15 protein-coding genes and 2 pseudogenes are annotated in these 18819 nt (G+C 68.6%); 4 read left to right on the plus strand and 13 right to left on the minus strand.

From position 1 onward, the window contains the following. The 10 genes and pseudogenes from HWX39_RS34645 to hutH all read right to left on the minus strand — a co-directional run. A pseudogene (locus tag HWX39_RS34645) lies at positions 1 to 215 on the minus strand (aspartate aminotransferase family protein); the annotation flags it as partial. 37 nt (positions 216 to 252) lie between these two features. Beyond that, on the minus strand, positions 253 to 1590 hold the full coding sequence (locus tag HWX39_RS34650; RefSeq protein WP_175972012.1) for a glutamine synthetase family protein: 1338 nt from the start codon (positions 1588 to 1590) through the stop codon (positions 253 to 255). A 12-nt stretch (positions 1591 to 1602) separates the two neighbouring features. Then, a complete protein-coding gene (locus HWX39_RS34655) occupies positions 1603 to 2409 on the minus strand; it encodes a gamma-glutamyl-gamma-aminobutyrate hydrolase family protein (RefSeq protein ID WP_175972013.1) in 807 nt (268 codons plus the stop codon). Between the two features lie 756 nt (positions 2410 to 3165). Then, entirely contained in the window at positions 3166 to 3963 is a 798-nt protein-coding gene (gene hutG, locus HWX39_RS34660; protein ID WP_175972014.1) for an N-formylglutamate deformylase, read from the minus strand. Between the two features lie 59 nt (positions 3964 to 4022). Next, complete coding sequence (locus HWX39_RS34665) at positions 4023 to 5399, minus strand: formimidoylglutamate deiminase (protein ID WP_175972015.1); 1377 nt, start codon at positions 5397 to 5399, stop codon at positions 4023 to 4025. A gap of 4 nt (positions 5400 to 5403) precedes the next feature. After that, the gene (gene hutI, locus HWX39_RS34670; protein ID WP_175972016.1) at positions 5404 to 6627 is read right to left on the minus strand and encodes an imidazolonepropionase; all 1224 of its coding nucleotides are present in this window, start codon (positions 6625 to 6627) and stop codon (positions 5404 to 5406) included. Between the two features lie 4 nt (positions 6628 to 6631). Beyond that, entirely contained in the window at positions 6632 to 7243 is a 612-nt protein-coding gene (locus HWX39_RS34675) for a HutD family protein (protein ID WP_175972017.1), read from the minus strand. Between the two features lie 2 nt (positions 7244 to 7245). Further along, positions 7246 to 8934, minus strand: a complete 1689-nt coding sequence (gene hutU, locus HWX39_RS34680; RefSeq protein WP_175972018.1) for a urocanate hydratase — start codon at positions 8932 to 8934, stop codon at positions 7246 to 7248. 39 nt (positions 8935 to 8973) lie between these two features. Further along, a complete protein-coding gene (gene hutC, locus HWX39_RS34685) occupies positions 8974 to 9669 on the minus strand; it encodes a histidine utilization repressor (RefSeq protein ID WP_039369341.1) in 696 nt (231 codons plus the stop codon). Positions 9670 to 9673: 4 nt separating this feature from the next. Then, complete coding sequence (gene hutH / locus HWX39_RS34690) at positions 9674 to 11197, minus strand: histidine ammonia-lyase (protein WP_175972019.1); 1524 nt, start codon at positions 11195 to 11197, stop codon at positions 9674 to 9676. Between the two features lie 264 nt (positions 11198 to 11461). On the opposite strand from hutH, the pseudogene HWX39_RS34695 reads away from it, so the two are divergent. Then, positions 11462 to 12313: pseudogene (locus HWX39_RS34695) on the plus strand (transporter substrate-binding domain-containing protein). Positions 12314 to 12334: 21 nt separating this feature from the next. On the opposite strand, the gene HWX39_RS34700 reads toward HWX39_RS34695, so the two are convergent. Next, on the minus strand, positions 12335 to 13090 hold the full coding sequence (locus HWX39_RS34700) for a 4'-phosphopantetheinyl transferase superfamily protein (protein WP_175972049.1): 756 nt from the start codon (positions 13088 to 13090) through the stop codon (positions 12335 to 12337). A 156-nt stretch (positions 13091 to 13246) separates the two neighbouring features. Beyond that, positions 13247 to 14287, minus strand: a complete 1041-nt coding sequence (locus tag HWX39_RS34705) for an alpha/beta fold hydrolase (protein WP_175972020.1) — start codon at positions 14285 to 14287, stop codon at positions 13247 to 13249. A gap of 536 nt (positions 14288 to 14823) precedes the next feature. Here HWX39_RS34705 and HWX39_RS34710 point away from each other — a divergent pair. From HWX39_RS34710 to HWX39_RS36715, 3 genes are all read left to right on the plus strand, one after another. Then, the gene (locus tag HWX39_RS34710) at positions 14824 to 15765 is read left to right on the plus strand and encodes a LysR substrate-binding domain-containing protein (RefSeq protein ID WP_175972021.1); all 942 of its coding nucleotides are present in this window, start codon (positions 14824 to 14826) and stop codon (positions 15763 to 15765) included. Between the two features lie 187 nt (positions 15766 to 15952). Further along, positions 15953 to 17185 (plus strand): MFS transporter, encoded by a 1233-nt coding sequence (locus HWX39_RS34715; protein WP_175972022.1) that lies wholly within the window; start codon positions 15953 to 15955, stop codon positions 17183 to 17185. Next, positions 17176 to 17298: a hypothetical protein gene (locus HWX39_RS36715; RefSeq protein ID WP_279613124.1), complete on the plus strand. Its 123-nt coding sequence runs from the start codon at positions 17176 to 17178 to the stop codon at positions 17296 to 17298. Before HWX39_RS34715 ends, HWX39_RS36715 begins: the two co-directional genes overlap by 10 nt. A gap of 22 nt (positions 17299 to 17320) precedes the next feature. On the opposite strand, the gene HWX39_RS34720 is transcribed toward HWX39_RS36715, so the two are convergent. Continuing rightward, on the minus strand, positions 17321 to 18799 hold the full coding sequence (locus tag HWX39_RS34720) for a deoxyribodipyrimidine photo-lyase (RefSeq protein ID WP_175972023.1): 1479 nt from the start codon (positions 18797 to 18799) through the stop codon (positions 17321 to 17323). Between the last annotated feature and the right edge of the window lie 20 nt (positions 18800 to 18819).

The following is an 18819-nucleotide window of genomic DNA, read 5'->3' on the forward strand; positions in this document are numbered from 1 at the left end:
CCGTCCGAGTCCCACAGGTAGACGCCGTCGGCCTTCACGATCACGCGGCTGCCCGCGCGGTTCAGCGCGCCCATGTCGGAGAACGGGTGAATGTGGTGCGCGGCATCGAGCGCGCGGTATTCGGCGGTCGTGCGTGCCTGCGTCGTGCGGGGCGCTGCGGCCGTGGCGCTCGGCGCGGCCGGCTGGATCCAGGCAGATTCGTTGCGGTAAGTCATGTTTCCTCCGTGATTCCGTATTCGGTTGTGCGCACGCTCACACGTGCAGCAGCAGATGGCGGCGTTCCCAGGAGCTGATCACGCGGAAGAACGCTTCGTATTCGGTTTCCTTCAGCGCCAGGTAGGCCGTCACGAACTTGTCGCCGAGAATGCCGGCCAGCGGTGCGCAGGCCGCCATCAGCGAGATGCCCTCCTCGAGATTGCGCGGCAGCTGGTACGGCAGGTTGTAGCCGTCCGACGCGATCGGCTCGGTCGGTGCGAGCTGCTGGATCAAGCCGAGATAGCCGGCCGCGAGCGTCGCGGCGAACGCAAGGTACGGGTTGCAGTCGACGCCCGGGATACGGTTCTCGATACGGCGCGCCGACGAATCCGACTGCGGGATGCGGAAGCCGACCGTACGGTTGTCGTAGCCCCATTGCACGTTGATCGGTGCGGCCATGAAGCGCGACAGGCGGCGATACGAGTTGATGTACGGCGCGAAGATCGGCATCAACGCGGGCGTGTACTTCTGCAGCCCCGCGAGATAGCTGTGGAACATCGGCGACACGGCGCCGTCCTCGTTGGAGAACAGGTTGCGCCCGGTGCGCGCGTCGGCCAGGCTCTGGTGGATATGCATCGCCGAGCCCGGCTCGTCCTGCATCGGCTTCGCCATGAAGGTCGCGTACATGTTGTGGCGCAGCGCCGCCTCGCGCACGGTGCGCTTGAACAGGAACACCTGGTCGGCCAGCGACAGCGCATCGCCGTGCATGAAGTTGATCTCCATCTGCGCGGCGCCGACCTCGTGGATCAGCGTGTCGATGTCGAGCCCCTGCATCTCGCAGTATTCGTAGATGTCCTCGAACAGCGGATCGAACTCGTTGACGGCCTCGATCGAATACGACTGCCGGCCGGTCTCCGCACGCCCGGTGCGGCCGACGGGCGGACGCAGCGGCAGGTCGGGATCGGCATTCATGTCGACGAGATAGAACTCGAGCTCGGGCGCAACGACCGGCTGCCAGCCTTTCGCCTTGTACAGGTCGAGCACGCGTCGCAGCACGTAGCGTGGCGAGATTTCGACCGGCGAGCCGTCGAAGTGAACACAGTCGTGGATCACCTGCGCGGTCGGATCGACGGCCCACGGAATCAGGCAGATCGTCGACGGATCGGGCACGCACACCATGTCGGGATCGGTCACGCCGGTCAGCGTGCCGTCTTCCGGATAGTCGCCGGTGACGGTCTGCACCATCACGGCCTGCGGCAGGCGCATCGATTCGCCGGATTCGAACTTGTTGCGCGGAATGATCTTGCCGCGCGCAATGCCGGCCATGTCGGGAATGATCGCCTCGACCTCGGTGATGCGGTGCTGTCGCAGGAATTCGCTCAGTTCGGGTTGCATGATCGGCCTCTATCAGTCGACGTCGGATGCGGCCGGCGACGAAATCGCGCCACCGGCTGCATGAATGCGATGCGTCATGCGCGCGCGGCACGCCGCGCCGAATGCCGCGAAGATGTCGCGCGACAGCGGCTGTTCCGCGTAGCGCCATTCGGGATGCCACTGCACGCCGAGCGCGAACGCGCGTGCGCCGCGCACGCTGACGGCCTCGACCAGCCCGTCGGGTGCGCTGGCTTCGACGACGAGCCCCGCGCCGAGCTGCGCGATGCCCTGGTCGTGCAGCGAATTGACCGTCGCCTCCTGCGCGCCGTGCGCGACCCGCTGCAGCAGGCCGCCCGGCGCGAACCGCACGACATGCGCGGGACCGTACTGCCGTTCGAGCGGATCGGCGGGCCGCTCGCGGTGATCGTCGAAGCCGGTCGTCGCGTGCAGCCGCTGGTGCAGCGTGCCGCCGTAGGCGACGTTCAGCTCCTGCATGCCGCGACAGATCGCGAGGACGGGCACGCCCGCATCGATCGCCACACGGATCAGCGGCAACGCGGTCGCGTCGCGCGCGGGATCGTGCAGCGTGTCGGGCGCGCTCGCGGCGCCGCCGTAGTGATGCGGTTCGACGTTCGAATAGCTGCCAGTCAACAGCAACCCGTCGATCGCCGCGACGATCGCGTCGGCCGGCTGGCGCGCGCCGAGTGCGGGCAGCACGAAGGCGAGCGCGCCGGCGCCGTCGACGAGTGCGGCCAGATACTTCTCCCCCGCCGTGTGGTTCGGATGCGCACCGCGCAGGATGCGGTCGGCGGTGACGGCTACGATCGGGCGCGTACGCATGGGTGTCTCTCCGGTAATCGCGCGCGACACGGCCGTACGCGGGACGATGATGGGTCGCGCCGGCGCCGCACGCGCGCACCACGACGCGGCGCATGCCCATGCGCGATCCTGCCGCGCGGACGAAGCGGCATCAGGCGGTGCGACTCGGAACGGAAGCGGAAAACGACGCTAGGGCAACAACGATGCGCTGCCGTCGCACTGCACCGCGCTGAAGACGTGCGCGGTCACGAGATTGAAGCGGCGCAAGCCGCGATGGGAAATGGCGAAGCAACGAGGCTTGCGCAAAGGGGCGGCACGCGTGCCGCGATCAGCATGCCGGATCGGCCCGGCCTGAGGCGGCGCGCCCGCCGACGGACTTCGCGTCCGGCGTATCGAAGGGCTGGCGGCTTTCACGATCGTACTCGACTGACTGATGAATGCAGGACACGTGTCGCGATGAAGCGCAAGCGGCAAAGCCGCGCGGCGACACGTCGGCGAGGTGTCTCGCAGCGCATTCCGGCGCGGTGCGGCCACGATCGATGGCCCCGCCGCAAGTGCGCGTGACGATTTCCTGACATTCAGCTTATATCACCTAAAAATTGCGTCAAATTTTCAGGTGCCGATGACGACATCGGTCAGACGAAAGCCACACGAAAAAAACGGCATCGATCCCGTGGATCGATGCCGTGTGGTGCATTGCATCGGTGCGGCAGGCTGCTTGCCGGCAGGCTGCGGCGCGCCTGCGCCACCGCGCTGCCGCATCCGAGCGGCCCGTGTTCAACGATAGGCGAGCGCGGTCTCGACGAGCGTCTGCAATAGCGGCACAATCCGCGCCGCACGCGTTTCGTCATACGTGTAAGGACGCGTCTCTTCCATGTAGGTGATCTGCGAGAGCTCGAGCTGCACGGCCTCGACGCCGGTATCGGGCACGCCATAGTGACGCGTGATGTAACCGCCTTTGAAGCGCCCGTTCGCGACGGCCGTATAGCCGCCATGTTCGAGCACGCGTGCGGCCAGCGCCTCTGCCAGGCCCGGTGCGGCACTCGCGCCGCTCGACGTGCCGAAGTTGAAGTCCGGCAGGCGGCCGTCGAAGAAGCGCGGCACGTGCGAGCGGATCGAATGCGCTTCCCACACGAGCACGCGGCCATGCTCGCGCTTCAGGCGCGCCACCTCGCTTTGCAGCGCCTCGTGATACGGCAGCCAGTAGCGGTCGCGGCGACGCATGATCTCGTCGTTGCCGGGCAGCGCGTTCGCCGGATACAGCGGCACCTTGTCGAACGTATCGACCGGCACGAGCCCCGTCGTGTCCTGCCCCGGGTACAGGTTCTCGTTGTCGGGCGGACGATTCAGGTCGACGACGTAACGCGCGTGCGACGGTACGAGGATCGATGCGCCGAGGTCGGCCGCGAATCCGTACAGCCGTTCGAGATGCCAGTCGCAATCGTCGACGAAACGCGCGTCGGCCGTCATCGTCGCGGCGATGTCGGCGGGGATGTGCGTGCCTGCGTGCGGAATCGAGATCAGCAGCGGCAGCGTGCCCTGCTTCAGCGTGAATACAGCCGGTTGTTCAGTCATGTCGCATCACCGTTGGAGGTCTGCCGGCGCACGCTTGCGGCGTGCGCCGGTTGCGCGCGTCAGCGCAGCAGTTGCGCCAGCGCGGCGCGGTAATCGGCATACGCGAGCGCTTCGTCGCGATGACGGCGGCCGCTCACGACGCGCTCGCCGCCCGTGTAGACGTCGAGCACCGGCGTCTCGCCGTGTTCCGCGAACACGATACCCGACAACCACGACGTGCTGTCGTGTTCGGCGATCGCCGGATGATCGGGATCGAGCACGAGCCAGTCGGCACGGCACCCTTCGCGCAGCGCACCGACGCGCCGCCCGCTGGCCTGCGCGCCGCCCGCAAGCGAAGCGTCGAACAGGCGATCGGCGACATGCGCCTGCGTATCGCTCGCCAGCACGTTGCGCGCGCAATGCACGAGCCGTTGCCCGTATTCGAGCAGGCGCAATTCCGAGCGCCAGTCGACCGACGCGTGGCTGTCCGAACCAACGCCGATCACGCCGCCCTGCGCGAGATAGTCGACGGCCGGGAACACGCCGTCGCCGAGATTCGCTTCGGTCGTCAGGCACAGGCCCGCGACCGCGCGACGCTTCGCGAGCGCGGCCGTTTCGGCGGCGTCGACGTGCGTCGCGTGCACGAGACACCAGCGCGCATCGACGTCGAAGCGATCGAGCAGCCATTGCACGGGGCGCGCACCGTAGGCGCGCACGCAGTCGTCGACTTCGGCCGTCTGCTCGGCGATATGGATGTGCACGGGCGCATCGTCGGGCAGCCCATTCAGCAGCACGCGCAACCCGTTCTCGGATACTGCGCGCAGCGAGTGCGGTGCAACGCCGTAGCGCAGCCCGCCGTGCTCCGGGGCCACGCGACGCATCGCGTCGAGCAGCTCGAGCAGGCCGTCGGGCGTGTTGATGAAGCGGCGCTGGTCGTCGCGCGGCGGCCTGTCGCCGAAGCCGGCGAACTGGTACGACACGGGCAGCATCGTGATGCCGATGCCGGCCGCGCGCGCGGCGTCGATCACGCGCGTGCCGAGTTCCGCGATCTGCGGATAACGCGAGCCGTCCTGCGTGTGATGCACGTAGTGGAATTCGCACACCGACGTGTAGCCGCACTTGAGCATCTCGACATACAGCCAGCGCGCGATCGCAGCGAGCGCGTCGGGCGTGATCTTCAGCGCGAAGCGGTACATCAGGTCGCGCCAACTCCAGAAGCTGTCGGCCGGATTCGCGCGGTATTCGGTGAGCCCCGCCATCGCGCGCTGGAACGCGTGCGAATGCAGGTTCGGCATGCCCGGCAGCACCGGCCCGGCCGCGCGCGCGACGCCCGCCGGCGGGTCGGTGTCGGGCGTCACTTCGGTCAGCGTGCCGGCCGCGTCCCAGCGCAGCAGCACGTTACGGCGCCAGCCATCGGGCAGGTACGCATGGTCAGCAAACAACGTGGTGTCGGTCATGAGGCTATCCATTCATCCGGCGAAACACGGTCGTGCCGCCGCGTACGACCTGCTCGCACAGCGGCCGGCCGATCCAGTAGGCGAGCTCCGCCAGCGAGCCGACCGACCAAGCGGCGAAGTCGGCCTGGCGACCGACCTCGAGCGCGCCATGGCGATCCGCGCGGCCGAGCGCCGCGGCCGCATGGCGCGTGACGCCCTGCAGCACCTCGGGCACCGTCATGCGGAACAGCGTGCAGCCCATGTTCAACGTCAGCAGCAGCGATTCGAGCGGCGACGTGCCGGGATTGTGATCGGTCGCGAGCGCGATCGGCACGCCGTGCTTGCGCAGCAGCTCGATCGGCGGCAGTTGCGTCTCGCGGATGAAGTAATACGCGCCGGGCAGCAGCACGGCAACCGTACCGGCCGCCTTCATCGCCTCGATGCCGGCTTCGTCCAGAAATTCGAGGTGATCGGCGGACAGTGCGCGATAACGCGCGGCAAGCGCCGTGCCGCCCGCGTTCGACAGTTGCTCCGCATGCAGCTTCACGGGCAGCCCGCGCCGCGTCGCGGCCTCGAACACGCGCTCGGTCTGCGCGAGCGAAAAGCCGATGCGTTCACAGAACACGTCGACCGCGTCGACGAGGCCTTCGTCGGCCAGCGCCGGCAGCATCCGGTCGCACACTTCGTCGATGTACGCGTCCGCGCGGCCCGCATATTCGGGCGGCAGCGCGTGCGCGCCGAGGAAGGTCGTGTAGACGGTGACCGGAAAGCGTTCGCCGAGCTGGCGTGCGACGCGCAGCATCTTGCGTTCGCTCGCGAGGTCGAGCCCGTAGCCCGACTTGATCTCGATCGCGCTCACGCCTTCGGCGAGCAACGGCTGCAGGCGTGCGGCGGCCTGCACGAACAGCGTCGTCTCGTCGGCCGCGCGCGTCGCGCGCACCGTCGACACGATCCCGCCGCCCTGCCGCGCGATTTCCTCGTAGCTCACGCCCGCGAGACGCTGCGCGAATTCGTCGGCGCGCGTGCCGCCGTATACGAGGTGCGTATGGCAGTCGACGAGGCCCGGCGTCACCCACGCGCCGTGCAGATCCTCGCGCTGCCAGTGGGCATAACCGTGCGGCAGCGCGGACAGTGCGCCGAGCCAGACGATCGTGCCGGTTTCGTCGACGGCGATCGCCGCGTCGTCGATCGTCTCGTCAGGATGGCCGTGCGGACACAGCCTCAGGTGATGCCAGACAGTCGGTTTCATGCGTTCAGTCTCGTTCGCCGATGGCGAGCGACACGGCGAGCAACGCGCCGCTGCCGCTCACGACGACGTCAAACGCACGCCGCGGCCCGTCGAGCCGCAACGTGTCCATTTCTTCCAGTGTGTAGCGTGCGCCGTCGATTTCAACGGCAGCCTCGCCGGCCGCGCAAAACAGCAGCACGGTATCGGCATGCTCGATGCGGTGCGCGCCTGCGCGCCACACGTCGAGCGCGCCGCGCGCGGCCGACCGGCGCGTCATCAGGTTGAAGTCGCGCGTCGCGCCGTCGTGCAGCGTCGCGTCGATCTCCGCCTCGCCCGCAAAATCCGCGCGGGTCAGCGGTGCGTCGAGCACGTGGCGGGCGCCGCCTTCCTCGGCGAGCGTCATGCCCGCGCCGGACAGCAGCACCAGCGTGCGGTCGATCCCGTCGAAACGCGAGAACGGCCCGGCCGTGCCGACGTCGGCGACGCTCACGCGCCACGCGAACGTGTCGAGCGCGGCGCCCGGCGGGAACGCGCCGATTTCGCGCGTCACGCCACCGCCGTTCTTCCATGGCGACGCGACGAGATCCGCGGCGCGGATCAGCATCGCGTTCACCGGCGCCTGGTGGAGCGCCGTCATGCTCAGCGGCCGAGCATCGGCAGCTTCAGGCCGGCTTCGCGGGCCGTCTGCTGCGCGAGTTCGTAGCCGGCATCCGCATGGCGCATCACGCCCGTCGCCGGATCGTTCAGCAGCACGCGGCCAAGACGCTCGTGCGCTTCGGCGGTACCGTCGGCGACGATCACGACGCCCGAGTGCTGCGAGAAGCCCATCCCGACGCCGCCGCCGTGGTGCAGCGACACCCACGATGCGCCGCCCGCGGTGTTCAGCAGTGCGTTCAGGAGCGGCCAGTCGCTGACTGCGTCCGAACCGTCCTTCATCGATTCCGTCTCGCGGTTCGGGCTGGCGACCGAACCCGTATCGAGGTGGTCGCGGCCGATCACGATCGGCGCCTTCAGTTCGCCGTTCTTGACCATCTCGTTGAACGCCTGGCCGAGGCGATAGCGATCCTTCACGCCGACCCAGCAGATCCGTGCCGGCAGGCCCTGGAACGCAATGCGCTCACGCGCCATGTCGAGCCAGTTGTGCAGATGCGGATCGTCGGGGATCAGTTCCTTCACCTTCTGGTCGGTCTTGTAGATGTCTTCCGGATCGCCCGACAGCGCGACCCAGCGGAACGGGCCCTTGCCTTCGCAGAACAGCGGGCGGATGTAGGCCGGCACGAAGCCCGGGAAGTCGAATGCGTTCTCGACACCCATTTCCAGGGCCATCTGGCGGATGTTGTTGCCGTAGTCGAGCGTCGCCGCGCCGCGTTCCTGCAGCGCCAGCATCGCGCGCACCTGGACGGCCATCGACTGCTTCGCGACCTTCACGATGCTCTGCGGATCGACCTTCTGCGCTTCGCGCCATTGCGCGACGCTCCAGCCTTGCGGCAGGTAGCCGTTGATCGGGTCGTGCGCGCTCGTCTGGTCGGTCACGCAGTCCGGCGTGATGCCGCGCGTGACGAGTTCCGCGAACACGTCGGCCGCGTTGCCGAGCAGGCCAACCGACACCGGCTTGCCGGTGCGCTTCGCTTCCTCGATCATGCCGAGCGCCTCGTCGAGCGTGGTCGCCTTCTTGTCGACGTAGCGCGTCTTCAGGCGGAAGTCGATGCGGGTTTCGTCGCATTCGACCGCGATCATCGAGAACCCGGCCATCGTCGCGGCCAGCGGCTGCGCGCCGCCCATGCCGCCCAGGCCGCCCGTCAGGATCCAGCGGCCCGACGGATCGCCGTTGAAGTGCTGGTTCGCGACCGAGAAGAACGTTTCATAGGTACCCTGAACGATGCCCTGGCTGCCGATGTAGATCCAGCTTCCGGCCGTCATCTGGCCGTACATCATCAGGCCCTTGCGATCGAGCTCGTGGAAGTGATCCCAGTTCGCCCAGTGCGGCACGAGGTTCGAGTTCGCGAGCAGCACACGCGGCGCATCCTTGTGCGTGCGGAACACACCGACCGGCTTGCCCGACTGGATCAGCAGCGTCTCGTTCTCTTCGAGATCCTTCAGCGATGCGAGGATCTGGTCGTAGCATTCCCAGTTGCGCGCCGCGCGGCCGATGCCGCCATACACGACGAGCGCATGCGGATGCTCGGCGACTTCCGGATCGAGGTTGTTCTGGATCATCCGGTACGCCGCTTCGGCCAGCCAGGTCTTGCAGACTTTCTCGCTGCCGCGCGGCGCGCGGATCGTGCGCGTGGGATCGAGACGGGGATCGATGTGTTTCGGATGGTTCATGACGACTGCTCCCGAAGGAAAATGAATATCAAATAGAAATCAGAAATGCCCGGTGAAGCGATAACGGCTGCCGGGATGCCACAGATTCGCCACCGAGGCGACGACGCCCTGCGACCAGGTGCGTCGATGTAAAACCAGACACGGCTCGACGTCGTCCATCCGCAGCTGCTCGCGCCGCTCCGGCGCCGGGGCCGCCGCTTCGATCCGGTACTCGACACGCTGCAGCGGAGCCGCGCGCATCAGGTACAGGTTCGGCGTCGTGTTCGTGAAATCCTGCTCGGCGTAATCCGGCGCGACCGCCGGATTCACCCATCGTTCTTCGAGCTGCACGGGTTCGTCATTCTCGAAGTGCAGCACCTGCGAATGAAACAGCTTCGTGCGCACGGCCACCTGCATCTCGTCGGCGAGCGCCTCGTCGGCGCGGATCGTGTCGAGGCCGAGCACGCTGGCGTGATACGCATGCCCGCGTGCACCGACTTCCTCCGAGATGCTGCGGATCGCCACCAGCGTCGACTCGTACTTCGGCCGCGCGACGTAGGTGCCCGCCCCCTTCATGCGCGTGAGCACCTGCTCGGCCGTCAACTCGCGCAGCGCGCGGTTGACGGTCATGCGCGCCACCTTGAATTCGCGCGCCAGCTCGTTCTCGGACGGCACCTGGTCGCCCTCCTCCCACTCGCCGGCGTGGATGCGGGCCAGGATGAAATCCTTGATCTCCTGGTAGACCGGCGCGCTCATTGGCTTACTGTTCCGATGCGAACGAGAACGGTGCGACCTTCGCGAACGCGCGCTCGCCGACGAGCTTCGCGACCGCTGCGATGTCTGGTGCGAAGTAGTGGTCGAGTTCGTAGTGCGCCACCTTGCTGCGGATCGTCTCCATCACCGGCGCCAGCTTCGGGCTCGTGTGGTACGGCGCACGCAGGTCGACGCCTTGTGCGGCGGCCAGCAGTTCGATGGCGAGGATGTGCTTCGTGTTGTCCGCGATGTCGGCGAGCTTGCGCGCGGCGAACGTCGCCATCGACACGTGGTCTTCCTGGTTTGCCGAGGTCGGCAGCGAGTCGACCGATGCCGGGTGCGCGAGCGTCTTGTTTTCCGATGCGAGCGCGGCCGCCGTCACGTGGGCGATCATGAAGCCCGAGTTCACGCCGCCGTCCCTCACGAGGAACGGGGGCAGGCCCGACAGCGTCGCGTCGATCAGCAATGCGATGCGGCGTTCGGCCAGCGCGCCGATTTCCGCGGCGGCGAGCGCGAGGTTGTCGGCCGCGAATGCGACGGGTTCCGCGTGGAAGTTGCCGCCCGACAGCACTTCGCCGGTATCCGGGAAGATCAGCGGGTTATCCGACACGGCGTTCGCTTCGATCAGCAGCACGTCGGCCGCGTGACGCATCTGGTCCAGGCACGCGCCCATCACCTGCGGCTGGCAGCGCAGGCTATACGGATCCTGCACCTTGTCGCAGTCGCGGTGCGACTGGTTGATCGGCGAGCCGTCGAGCAGCTCGCGATACGACGCGGCGGCGTCGATCTGGCCTTGATGGCCGCGCAGTTCATGAATGCGGGCGTCGAACGGCTTCACCGAGCCGGCAGCCGCGTCGACCGACAGCGCCCCCGCGACGAGCGCGGTGCGGTACAGGTCTTCGATCGCGAACATGTTGTCGAGCGCCAGCGCGGTCGAGGCCTGCGTGCCGTTCAGCAGCGCGAGGCCTTCCTTCGCCTGCAGCGTCAGCGGCGCGAGGCCCGCGACGCGCAGACCGTCGAGCGCGCTCGCACGCTCGCCGCGGATGAACACTTCGCCGACGCCCAGCAGCACGGCCGACATGTGCGCGAGCGGCGCGAGGTCGCCCGATGCGCCGACCGAGCCCTTCACCGGGATCAACGGCAGCACGTCCGCGTTGAACAGCTTGATCAGCGCGTCCATCACTTCCCGACGGATGCCCGAGTGGCCGCGGCCGAGGCTCGACAGCTTCAGCGCCATCAGCAGACGCACAGACGAGCGCGCCATCGGCTCGCCGACGCCGACCGCGTGCGACAGCACGAGGTTCTTCTGCAGCAGTTCGAGCTGGTCGTGCGGGATGTGCGTGCTGGCCAGACGGCCGAAGCCCGTGTTGATGCCGTAGGCCGGCTCGCCCTTCGCGGCGATGTCGGCGACGGCCTTCGCGCCGGCGTCGATCTTCGCGAAGCTGGCCGGATCGAGCGTCAGCTGCACGGATTCGCGCGCGATCTGGCGCAGTTGCGGGAGGGTCAGGCGGCCGGGGGTCAACGTAATCATGTGAGCAATCCTGTCTAGACAAGTTCGGAATGGATTGAAGTGTAGCCACGCCAACTTGTCTAGACAACCCGTTTTTCATCGATTTCGACTTGGGAGTTTCCCTGATGTCCGGCGCGCCCCGCCACATCGGTCCGTGTGATCCGGCCCTTAACATTTGCTTCACTTGTTTCGCATCTTTCAACAGATGGATCGCCATTCGCCACGCAGACCGTCATGTCATTCCCGTGACGATTCGCCACCCGGTTCGGCCGCCCCCTGCTCTTCATCGCGTGCACACTCGCATGCGGCGCGTCGCTCGCCGCGGAGCCGCTCCCGGGTACGCTCGATAAGATCCGGCAGCGCAACCTGATCTCGATCGGCCACCGCGAAACGTCAATGCCGTTCTCCTGCGCCGACGCGAACGGCAAGGTCGTCGCTTCTCGCAGGACCTGTGTGACCGCGTGATCGCCGCGGTTAAGGCGCGCACCAGCAAGCCCGACCTGCAGGTGCGCTTCATCCCCGTCACGTCGCAGAACCGCATCCAGCTCGTGCGGAACGGCACCGTCGAGCTCGAATGCGGTGTCACCACGAACCTCGCCGCACGTCACGCGCAGGTCGCGTTCTCGACTGCCGGCTTCGTTGCGACGACGCGCTTGCTCACGCTCATGCGCTCGGGCATCCGCGACTTTCCCGATCTCGACGGCAAGACGGTCGTAACCGATCAGCGCACGACGTCCGGGCGCCTGCTGCGCAAGATGAACGAGGAAAAGAAGATGAACATGCGGATCATCAGCGCAAAGGACGCCTCACGCTCGAATCCGGCCGCGCGGCCGCGTACATGACGGACGACGTGCTGCCCGCGGGCGTGCGCCCGCTCGCCGTGGAGCCGGCCGACTGGCAGATCGTCGGCACGCTGAAATCGTCGCAAGCCTGCGGGTTCATGCGGCGCAAGGACGATCCGCCGTTCAAGGCGCTCGTCGACGGCGTGCTTACGCAGTTGATGAAGGCGAGATCGACGCGCTGTACGACACGTGGTTCACGAAGCCGGCGCCGCCGAAGGAGCTGTCGTTCGACTGCGCGATGAACGACGTGATCAAGGCGCGCGACGCGGCGCCGAACGACGCGCCGCTCGAATGAGCGCCGCGCGCTGATCCCGGCTCACGCACGCGTCCACGCGACGCACGCCGCGTAGCCGGGCGCCGCGTCGAGCCATGCCGCCTCAAACGCCGCGACACCGGCGGCAGGCGCGGCCGGGTCGACGATCGTCGTCGCCGGAGTCGCGACATCGCGCGGCGGCACGACCGCGAACGCGCTCAGCCCGCCGACGATGCCCGTGCCGAGCGCCTTGAGCAGCGCCTCTTTCGCACTCCAGACGCGCATGAATTCGCCGGCGCGCGCGGCGGCCGGCAGGCTGTCGAGATAGGCGGCCTCGGCCGGCGCGCAGACTTCGCGCGTCAGCGCGCGCCAGTCGGCCGCGCGATTGCAGCTCTCGATATCGACGCCGACGCGGCCCGCGGGTGCCCACGCAAGCAACGCATGGTCGCCCGCATGCGACACGTTGAAGTCGAGCGATGCGCGATGCGCGCTGTCCAGCGACGGCCGCCCCGATGCATCGATGGCGATCGCCACCGCCTGCGGCGCGATGCCGAGGGCCGTGCCGAGCACGTCGCGCAGCGCGGCGCGGGTCGTGGCGCTGCGCACCGCATCTTCATGCCGCATGAAGCGCGCGGCCCGCGCCCGCTCGTCATCGCTGAGTGCCGCATACGCGGGCGATGCAAGCGGCACGCGCCAGTCGAAATCGACACGTGCGAGCCGCACGCCGGCGCGCGCCGCCGCAGGCGGCACATCAAGTTCGTGCACGCTCCAGGCGCGCGGCGTTTCGGACGGGGAAGCGAAATCGGGCGGGGCTGGCATCGACATGCGGCGGCCTGTGGAACGAAACGTCCGATGTTAATCGATCACGCGGTGCGGCGAGCCGTTGCGACCCGCCGGCGTCAATGCTGCCGGCACCGTGCGCCGCGCTGACGCTTGCCCTCTCGGCACGCGCCCGCGTTAGGCGGCCGCCCTCTGTCACCCGTTCGCGGCAACACCCGGCACACCGCTGCCGTGCCCACGCCCGCGCGATGCCGGGTGAATCGCATGCACATTGCCCGGGGCATCCGCCGGCAGCACGCCGTGTTGCAGCCAGTAGAGCGCCAGCGGCCACAGCGTGTCGGTGAAGCGGCTGTGGAAAAACGCGAAATGGCCGATCGCTTCGGCGCCGATGTCGGCCGGCGCGATCCGCAGATGCGTGACGTCGCTGCCCGTGTAATAGCCGACCAGCCGCTCGATCGCCTCGACCGTGCCGAACCCGTCGTCGTCGAGGCCGATCGCGAGCATCGGTGCCGACAGTCCCGCGAAGCGGGCGGGCAACGCGGCGCGACTCGCGGCGGGTTCGGCGAGCGGGCCGCTCGTATAGCCCTCCTCGAAGCGCGCCTGCGAGCGCACCCACGACAACGCGATGCCGCGCGGCGTGTCCTCCATCCAGCCGAGCCGCTTCGCGGGCACATAGCCGAACACGGCCGCGAGCGCCGGCATCGCGACATGCCACTTCCACCACATACGCCGCCGTTCGGCCGGCAAGTAATCGCGCCAGTACGCATACTGCGCGCCGACCGTTACCGCATGTCGCACGTGAGCGTTCGATGCGGCGAGCCCGAGCGCGAACCCGCCGATGCTGTGCGCGACGACGTCGATCGGCTGGCCCGCAAACGCGTCACGCGCGTATTGCAGCGCGGCTTCGCAATCGAGCCGCCCCCAGTCGAGCCAGTTCGCGCGCAGCTTCGCGAGCTGCGCCGGGCGCGACCCGCCGATGCCGCGATAGTCATAGACGAGCACGTCGCGCCCCTGTGCGAAAAGCCAGGCTGCAAAACGAAAGTAGTAGTCGCAACGCACCGAAGTCGCGCAATTGATGACCGTCACGGGCCGCGCGACGCTGCCGCCGCGATGGCGCCACACATGGCCGCGCAATGCATAGCCGTCGGCCGCGTGCAACGTCACCGGCTCGGGTGGCAATGCGTCCGCCGCGCGGGTGTCCTGTGTCATCTCGCTGCCTTCGTTCGAAATTGTCATCTTGTCTCCTGTCGACCGCAGTTAGCGCTTCAGCGCTTACTGCGGTCCCATGGCGTGGTTGGGTGGAGTTAGCGCTTCAGCGCTTACTCCACCCCCACGGCGGTCGATCGCGGTTAGCGCTTCAGCGCTTACTGCGGTCCCATGGCGTGGTTGGGTGGAGTTAGCGCTTCAGCGCTTACTCCACCCCCACGGCGGTCGACTGCAGTTAGCGCTTCAGCGCTTACTGCGGTCCCATGGCGTGGCTGGGTGGAGTTAGCGCTTCAGCGCTTACTCCACCCCCACGGCGGTCGATCGCGGTTAGCGCTTCAGCGCTTACTCCACCCACGGCGGTCGATCGAAGTCAGCGCTTACCCTGCCCCCACGCCCCGCAATCCATCCAGGTCAGCGCCTCAAGCCAACTCACGCCCATGCTTCACAGCCCAGCCGGGGCGTCAACCGACCAACACCGGCCCCATCCCCCACGCCCGCCTCCATTGAACTTGACGCGGCCCGCGTTCTCAACCAATCTTGCTGCTCCGTTCGCATGAGTCACGCGCATGTCAACGCCGCTCGTCCGTCTCCCATCGCTCGACCTCGTCCGCGGTTTCGTCGCCGTCGGTCGCCGCATGAGCATCACGCTCGCCGCGCAGGACCTCTGCGTCACGCAATCGGCGGTCAGCCGCCAGGTGCACGCGCTCGAAGCGCATCTCGGCGTCGCGCTGCTGCAGCGCGGCTACCGGAAGATCGCATTCACGCCGGAAGGCGAGCGGCTGTTTCGCGTCGCGGATGCGGCACTGCACGGCCTGCAGGACACCGTCGCGTCGCTCGCCGCCGCACGCGAGCGCCAGCCCGTCACGATCACCGCGAGCATCGGCGTCACCGCACTGTGGCTGCTGCCGCGGCTCGGGCGGCTGCAGGCGCGCCTGCCCGAGATCGACCTGCGCGTCGCCGCGAACGACAAGGTACTCGATTTGCGCACCGAGGGCATCGACCTCGGGATCCGCTATTGTCCGCGCGACCGCGCGCCGGCCGGCGCACTGCGCCTGTTCGACGAGATCGTCGTGCCGGTCGCGCATCCGGCGCTCGCCGCGCGGCCCGTCACGAACGCAGCCGCGATCGCCGATCACGTGCTGCTCGAATTCGACGGGCCGCCGCAGCCGCAATTGCAGTGGCGCGCGCACCTGCACGCGGCCGGGCTCGGCGACGCGCGCCCGAAAGGCGTGCTGCGCTTCAACCAGTACGACCAGGTGATCCAGGCCGCGATCGCGGGCCAGGGCGTCGCGCTCGGCCGGCTCGCGCTCGTCGCGCCGATGCTCGCGGACGGGCGGCTCGCGGTGCTCGGGCCGCACACCCAGGCACTGTCGGATGCGTACGGCTACTGGCTGTTCCAGCACGATCCGGCCCCGCGCCGCGAAGTAGCCGACGTCCGCGACTGGATGCTCGCCGAAGCGGCCGAATGCGATGCCGCGATGCGTGCGCACGACATGGCGTCGGCGTAAGCGGGCGCGGTCTTTGCAAACAAGCCTGGCCGTTTCCGAGCGCTCCCGCCGCACCCCGCACGCCCCGCGTCGCATTCCCAGCACGCATGCCAACCTGACCGAATGATCGCTTGAGCGACGACGGGCCCGATCGTCTAATCGGATCGAGAGCGGCCGTTTTGCCGCGCGCCTTCATCCGGAGACACGCATGACCCCGATCGAACAGGAAGTTCGCCGCCGCTGGCTGCCCGTCCTGGCTGGCGGCCTGATCATGGGCGCCGCGCTCGGCATCCGCCACGTGCAGGGCCTGTTCCTCGCACCGGTGTCGCTCGACCACGGCTGGTCGCGCGAAGCGTTCGGACTCGCCCTGGCGCTGCAGAACCTGATCTGGGGCATTGCGCAGCCGTTCACGGGGATGGTCGCCGATCGCTTCGGCTCGCTGCGCGTGATCGTCGCCGGGATGCTGCTTTACGCGGCCGGGCTCGTCACGATGGCCCATGCGGCATCGACCGGCATGTTCACGATCGGCGCGGGGCTCGTGATCGGCATCGCACTGTCGGGCTCGGCGTTCGCGTCGATCTATGGCGCGCTGAGCCGCCTGTTTCCGCCCGACCGGCGCGGCTGGGCGCTTGGCGTCGCCGGCGCGATCGGCGGGCTCGGCCAGTTCTGCATGGTGCCCGTCGCGCAGGAGCTGATCGGCGGCATCGGCTGGCGGCATGCGTTCATCGCACTGGCGCTCGTCGCGGTGCTGCTCGCGCCGCTCGCCGTGCTGCTGCGCGACCGGCCCGCGCAGGCTGCCGGCGCCACCGCCGGCCCCGACCAGTCGATCGGCGAAGCCGTGCGCGAGGCGTTCGCGCATCGCGGCTTCTGGCTGCTGAACGCGGGCTTCTTCGCGTGCGGCTTTCAGCTCGCGTTCATCGCGACGCATCTTCCCGCCTACCTGCTCGACCACGGCCTGGCGGCACGCCACGCGAGCGTCGCGCTCGCGCTGATCGCGCTGACCAACGTGGCCGGCACCTATGCGTGCGGCCATCTCGGCGGGCTGCTGCGGCGCAAGTACGTGCTGTCGGTGCTGTACCTCGTGCGTGCGCTCACGATGGCGGTATTCGTCGCCGCGCCGCTGTCGCCCGCGAGCGTCTATGTGTTCGCAGCCGTCATGGGGCTCACGTGGCTCGGCACCGTGCCGCTGACGAACGGCGTGATCTCGCAGGTGTTCGGCGTGCGCTACATCGCGACGCTGTTCGGCTTCGTGTTCTTCGGGCACCAGCTCGGCAGTTTCTTCGGCGTCTGGCTGGGTGCGCTCGTGTACGACGCGACACACTCGTACATGCCGCTGTGGATCGGCTCGATCGCGCTCGGCGTGCTCGCGGCGTTGCTGCACCTGCCGATCGACGACGCGCGCATCGCGCGTCCGGCATCGGGCAACGCGGCATGGGCATGATCCGCGCGGCGCTGGCTGCCGTCACGCTCGCATTCGTCGCGTGGTGCGGCGCGGCCTATTTCGGTTCTGGCGTCGCGTACGCGCTGCTCGAACACGTCGCGTTCTGCAATTGATGCAGCAACCCGCAGCAGAAGGTCAGCGGCGCTTCGGCAACGCTGCCAGCGCATCGAGCGCACGGGCACGCGCGGCCGCATGCTCGACGAGCGGTTCCGGATAGTCGACGCCGAGCCGCACGCCAGCCGCGTCGAGTTCCAGCGGCGAGGCTTCCCACGGCGCATGGATCGATGCGTTGTCGAGGCCGGCGAGTTCGGGCACCCAGCGCCGTACGTACGCGCCGTCGGGATCGAACTTCTGCCCCTGCGCGACCGGATTGAAGATGCGGAAATACGGCGCGGCGTCGGCGCCGCAACCGGCCACCCACTGCCAGCTCGCCGCGTTGTTCGCGGGATCGGCGTCGACCAGCGTGTCCCAGAACCACGCTTCGCCCGCGCGCCAGTCGATCAGCAGATGCTTGATCAGGAACGACGCGACGACCATCCGCACGCGGTTGTGCATCCAGCCGGTCGTCCACAGTTCGCGCAGGCCCGCATCGACGAGCGGATAGCCGGTCAGCCCGCGCTGCCATGCGTGCAGCGCGGTGGAATCGTCGCGCCACGGCATCGCGTCGAACTGCGCGCGGAAATTGTCGGTCGCGAGCGCCGGGAAGTGGTACAGGAGCGTGTAGCTGAACTCGCGCCAGCCGAGCTCGCTCAGGAATTTGTCGGCGTCCGCGGCGACCGCCGCGCCGCCTGCACTCGCAGCGCCCTGCACCGCGTGCCACACCTGTCGCGGCGACACGTTGCCAAAGCGCAGGAACGGCGAAAGCCGGCTCGTCGCGGGACGGTCGGGAAGGTCGCGCGCATCCGCATAACCGGCGAGCGATGTCGTCAGGAACGCGTCGAGCCGGGCGTGCGCCCCGGCTTCGTCGGGCGCGGGCCACGCATCACGCAGGCCGCCGGCCCAATCCGGCACCGGCGGACGCAAAGCCAGCGCGTCCAGCGCCAGCGCGCAGTCACGCACGGCTTTCGGCCACGGATGAAACGCGATCCGCTCGGGCTCCGGCAACGGCGCGGCGACCGTGCGGTCGCGGCGCGCCGCGCGCCAGTACGCGGTGAACACCTGGTACGGCCCGCCGCTGCCCGTCAGCACCTCCCACGGCTCGTTCAGCAGGCTGCCGTTGCTGCTCTCGACCGCGACGCCGCGCGCCTTGAGCGACGCCTTCAGCGCCGCGTCGGCGTCGCGCTGCGGCTGCGCATAGCGGCGGTTCCAGTACACGGCTTGCGCGCCCGTGTCGTGCACGATGCGTTCGATCTCGCGCGGCGCGTCGCCGCGCAACAGCAGCAGGCGTCCGCCATGACGCACCAGCGCCGCGTCGAGCCCGGCCAGCGACCCGTGCAGCCACCAGCGCGCCGCGCCGCCGAGCGCCCGCCCGGCGCCGGCGCCCGTGTCGTCGACGAATACGCACACGAGCGGCCGGCCCGACGCCACCGCGCGCGTCAGCGCGGGCTGGTCGGTCACGCGCAGATCGTCGCGGAACCAGACGATCGCGGGAGCAATGGACGACTTGGCGGGCACGGGCACCTCGATGACGAAAG

Origin of the sequence: Burkholderia sp. BCC0322 (assembly GCF_902833045.1) — a bacterium.
GTDB lineage: Bacteria > Pseudomonadota > Gammaproteobacteria > Burkholderiales > Burkholderiaceae > Burkholderia.